We start from the raw sequence: 5106 nt of genomic DNA, 5'->3' as shown, positions 1-5106 counted from the left end.
ATCCGCGGCGGCCCCGCCCGGCGCTCGAACGCCGACCGGGCGGAGCGCCGCCGCGGACGGGGACGGGCACGCCCGCGTCGGTGGACGGGCGCGCTCGTCGGAGTATGCGTGCGGCGTCTGCACAGCCGCAGTTCCGCTATTGGCCAGGGCCCGTCGCGGATTTACTCCAGGGCGTGGACCGCCTCCGGCGTCCACGCCGCCGTCAGCAGGGACGTGGTGGCCGCCGAGGCGTACAGGAACGCTGCGAGCCAGGCATGCGCGTACGCCTCGGGATCGGACGGGCGAAGGCGGCCGAGAGGGTCGTGCCGGCGGTCGGCTGCGGCCCGGGTCATGGCCTGTGCGCAGCCGGCCCCCGTCACGAGGCCCACCGACCGCAGCCGGTACGGGAGTTCGGTGTCCGCGGCGACCGCGATGACGGTACGTCCGCCTGCGACCGCACGGTCCACCAGCCGCCGCAACAGGTCCAGCTCCGTGGGGAGTGTGGGACCCGGAGCCGGACCTGGATCCGGAGCCGGACCCGGACCCGGAGCCGGTACCGCCGTACTGGCCTTCGGCAGGTGCGTCCGGTTGAGCCGACGCAGACCGAGGTCCATGCGGAACGTCTCCCCGTCGGCGCCGTGCCAGGCCGCTGCCACGACGCGTATGCCGTGCGGCCGGTCGGCCGCCGGACGGCCCACCAGCCGCAGGCACAGCCCGTGGGCCCCGGCGAGCAGCAGCACATTCTCGGCGTACGGCAGTTCGGCGCGCTCGTCCGGTGCCAGGAGCCGCACGGTGGGGCCGTTGTCCACGGCGAAGCCCTCCCGCGTGATCGTTCCGGTGAGGAAGAGCAGGTCACCTCCGGTCGCACGGTCCTCCGCCGGTCGGGCGCTCCACTGCAGCGCGGCGGTCATCTGCTCGGCCGGGGGACGCCTCCAGAGCGCGTCGAGCGGTTCCTCGTACCAGTCCGCGCCCGACGCCCGTACCGAACGGACCGTCCCGCCACCGCCGATCCGGCCGTCCGGGGAGAGCGTCGCGTCGGTGAGGATCGCGCCGCCGCGATCGCCCAGTTCGCGCAGGGTGAGCGCGCCCCCGCCGGGCAGGGAGGAGCCCGCCGCCCGCGGTACCCGGTCGGCGTCGCCGGGCGCGACGTCCGAGAGGGAGTGGAGGTCGCCGTGCCGGGTGAGGGCGTACGTCACCGCGCCCGCGTATCCCGACGCCGTGACCACCGGCTCGGAGAACAGGCCGTAGAGCCGCAGCGAGCCGTGCGCCACATAGCCGCGGCGCGCGGCCCCGACGAGGGCCCGGTCCGGTGCCGAGCCCAGCCGGTGCGCCACGTCCAGCAACCCCGCGAGCTCCGCGGTCAGTTCGGACAGACGGAACGCCGGGTCCTCCGCCGTGGCCTCACCGAGCCGCCGTGCGACACGGACCGCCGCGGCCGAGGCCCGGTGCAGACCGGCGACACGTGCGGAGTGCGCGGCGTGCAGCAGTGTGGTGCGGTGAGCCGCACCGGAGCCGGAGACCCCCGCGGCGAGCACGGCGGTCGCGGCGGAGTGGAGAGCCCGGGCCGCGGCGGACTGCTCGGGCGTCAGAGACGCTGCCCGGGTGTCTTCGCCGGGACCCTCCACGGTCCCGGAGCCCGAGGCCCCTCTCGGTTCACCCTGTGCCTGCTCCGCCGATCTCGGTTCACCCTCCGCCTGCTCAACCGCTCCAGGCCCGGCTTCTTCCTCCTCCGCAGCGCCCGGCTCGCCCTCCGGCTCTGCAGGAGCCGGTTCCTCCGCGAGCGGCGCCAGCGTCAGGACCACTGCCCGGTGCAGGCACGCCGGTGCGAGCAGACAGCCGCACACCGCCGCGTCGGCCGATGCCACCACCCCGGCCGTGGTGGTCAGCGTGACCGTAGTCGACTCGTCGACGCGGACCAGGACACCCGTCTCCGTCCCCTCCACCGGCCAGTTCGCCGCCTTGGCCGCCGCGGCGTCGACGCGTTTGCGCAGCCGCGTCGGCAGCAGCTCCAGTGCGGCCGCGGCCACGTCCGCAGTCACCGGAGGCAATGCGGTCACCGGTGCCCACCTCCCATCCGTTCCCCGACCCAGCGGGCCAGCTCCAGCGGGCTGAGCGCCGCCACCGGCATGCCCGCGGCCACCAACTGTCCCGCCACGCCCGCCGAGTAGCGCGGACGCCCCTCGTCGTCCAGCGAGGCACAGCCGAGGACATGGCAGCCCGCATCGACCAGCGCCCGCACCTCGCTCAGCAGCGGGCCGACGGGACCACCCTCCTCGAAGTCGCTGATCACGACGACGAGGGTGCGGGAGGGAACCGTCACCAGGGACCGGGCATGCCGCAGCCCCCGCGCGATGCTCGTACCCCCGCCGACGCGTACCTCCAGCAACAGCCCGAGCGGATCGTCGACTTGGTCCGTGAGATCCATGACCTCGGTCGAGAACGCCACGAAGTGCGTGCTCAGCGCCGGGACCCCGGCGACCACCGATGCGGTGAGAGCCGCCCAGACCGTCGAGGCCTCCATCGAACCGGACACGTCGACGACCAGCACCAGCCGCCAGTCCGCCGCCCTGCGGGCCCGCGTACGGAACACGGGCCGTTCCGGCAGCACCGTCACCGCTCCCGTCCCCGGATCCCGGCGGGCGGTCGCCAGATTCGCCCGGACGGTCCGCGCCAGATCCAGCGGGCCACCGGGCCGACGGCTGGGACGCGGATGCGCCAGACCGGCGAGCGCGGGGCGCAACCGGGCGGACAGCGCCTCTGTCAGCTCGCGCACCAGCCGTGCCACCAGCGGCCGCAGCCGGGCCAGTTGCTGCTCCGGCATGCCTCCCGCGTACGACAGGACCGTGCGCAGCAACTCGACGGAAGGCCGGGCAGCCGCCGGGTCGATCTCCAGCAGCGCGTCGACCCGTCCCGCGTCCGCGGCAGCGGCCAGCACCTCCTCGCGCACGCCGGGCCCGAACAGCGCCGCCAGCTCCTCCGACCAGCTCCGCACACCCGGATACGAGGGCTCACGGCCCCCGCCCCGACCAGCGGCCTCCTGACCCCGGGACCCCTCGCCGCGCCCGCTCCCGTACAACTCGTCCAGCGCCGACGCGATCCGTGCGGCCCGCCCCGTCAACTCCCGGGCCCGGCCCAGCAGGAGGCGCCAACGGTCACCGGGGCCGAGGCTCCGCGGGCCTGACGGTGCCGTCGTACTCCGGGCCGCCGTCGGTTCGCCCGCCGAGCCGGCCAGGATCCATCCGGCCGCCGGTTCACCATCCGTCACCGTCACGGTCCATCCGGCCGCCGCCAGTGCCTCACGCCCCGCCAGGTCCGCCGCGGCCATCCGGGCCAGGAACCCGGGCGCGGCCACCGGATCCGGGAGCTCGCCGGCCGCTGTGCCCGTACGGTCCTCCACCGCCGCCAGCATCCGCGAGCGCGCCGCCGGGGTCAGGGCGTCAAAGCCGGCGCGCAGGGCGGGAAGGCGGTCGAGGAAGGGCCGGTCGTCGAGGGACTCGATCCGTTCCACCAGCGGCTCCATCGCCCGCCAGGTCTCCAGCAGCGGGCCCGCCGCGAGCAGGGTGCCGCGCAGGAACGCCGCCAGGTCCGTACGGAGTTCGGGCGTCGCTGCCGCGTCCACCCGGGAGGCCAGCAGCGTCCCGAACCCGCCGGCGTCCCGTTGCTCCAGCAGGACCCGCGCCGCGCCGGCGGCGCCCCGGATCAAGGGCGTTCCCTGCGCGTCGAGCCGGGCCAGCGCGTCGGCGAGCCGCATTCCGCCGCCTGCCCCGTCGACCCGCGTCGCGAGGTCCACGAGGGCCCGTGCGTCGCCCGGGTCGGTGGAACCGGCCAGCCCGTCGAGGGCGCGCACCCCCGCCGCACCGAGCTGCTCGTACGCAGCCTCGACGCGCTCCTTCTCCCAGCCTGCGGACAGTCCCGGTACATGTCCGGCGGCCAGACGGCTCAGCAGATCGAGTCCGTCGAGCAGCTCGGGCAGGGTGCCGGTCGCGGGAAGCAGCTCGGCGACCTCCGCGAGGCGTTCGGAGGCCAGCGCCGGAAGGGCGCAGCGGGCGGCGTCCGCCAGCCCGGCGAGCACCTGGGCCGCGGTCGGTCCGCCGTCGCGTCGTTCGCTCGCCCGTAGTCGCCCCAGGACACCGGCGGCAGCCTGTTCGAGGGTGACTCCGTGCACCCCCGCGACATCGAGCATCGCCGCGGTGGAGGGCGTCCACCGGACGGTCCACCGGGTGCTCAGCGCACTCGCGTCGCCCACGCCGGTGACCTCGCTCTCCTCCGCGTACGGGACGCGGCAGACGGTCATGCGGCACAGACAGATCTCGCGCAGCCGGTCGGGTTCTGAACGGAGCGGATCGAGCCGCAGCTCGCGCCGGGCCGGTGCGGCGGGGGACGGCAGGGACAGCTCCGTGAGCTGCGCCTCGACCGCCGGTCCGAGGCCGGACCTGGGGGTGCCCGGTGCGAGCCTGCCCTGCCGGTCACCCACGAGGACGCGTTCCATGGCGGCGGCCACGACCCGGCCTCTGCCCAGCAACTGTCCCTGGGTGAGGACCGTCTGAACCGCCTCGACCAGTTCGCCGCGGTTCGCGGCGGGCAGGCCGCGCAGCGCCGCGAGGTCCCGGGCGACGCGGACCACCTCCCGGGCGTCGGCGGGGCCGCTCGGGTGCCCGGCCTCCCGCACGCCGGCACAGATGCGTACGGCCGTCTCCGTCAGCAGGGCGTCCAGCCGCTCCGGATCCCCGCCCGCGTGGAAGACCCCGCGCTGCCACTCCGGGTCCCGGATCCCCGCGGGGTATCCGGAACGCTCGTCGAGCAGGGCGTACGAGTACGGCACCAGGGACGTGGTCACCTGCGGGTTCCGCCCGGCGGGCACAGAGCCGCCGAGCGCGCCGGGAGCGGCGGCGGTCCCTGAGGCGGGGGAGTGCGCCCCGGAATCCCGCTCGCCAGGGACGGTCGTTGCCGTGCCCGAGGCCGCCTCCACCAGTGCCGGAGCGTGGAACGCCCCGACGACCGCCGCCGAGCGCCGGCCGGCCCACTCGGCCAGCCGGCGCCGCATGTTCGCCTCGCGCTGCAGGTCGTGGTCGCTCACCCGCCCCGCGTCGGCGCGCAGCGCCCATCCCACGAGCAGGGCGGCCCGGC

Annotated in this window: 2 protein-coding genes; both read right to left on the bottom strand. The window is 75.9% G+C overall.

All coding sequences use genetic code 11. The annotated features are described in order from the left end of the window. Positions 1-161: 161 nt before the first annotated feature. Positions 162-2036, bottom strand: coding sequence for a hypothetical protein (locus tag ABT186_RS47260; protein WP_351229939.1), 1875 nt, complete (start codon positions 2034-2036; stop codon positions 162-164). Further along, positions 2033-5106, bottom strand: a 3074-nt coding sequence (locus ABT186_RS47255) for a DUF5682 family protein (protein ID WP_351930602.1), incomplete at its 5' end; no start/stop codon positions are given. The genes ABT186_RS47255 and ABT186_RS47260, both read right to left, overlap by 4 nt.

This window comes from Streptomyces sp. NPDC001634, from assembly GCF_040298185.1.
GTDB lineage: Bacteria > Actinomycetota > Actinomycetes > Streptomycetales > Streptomycetaceae > Streptomyces.
This window is presented reverse-complemented; position numbering and strand designations above follow the sequence as displayed.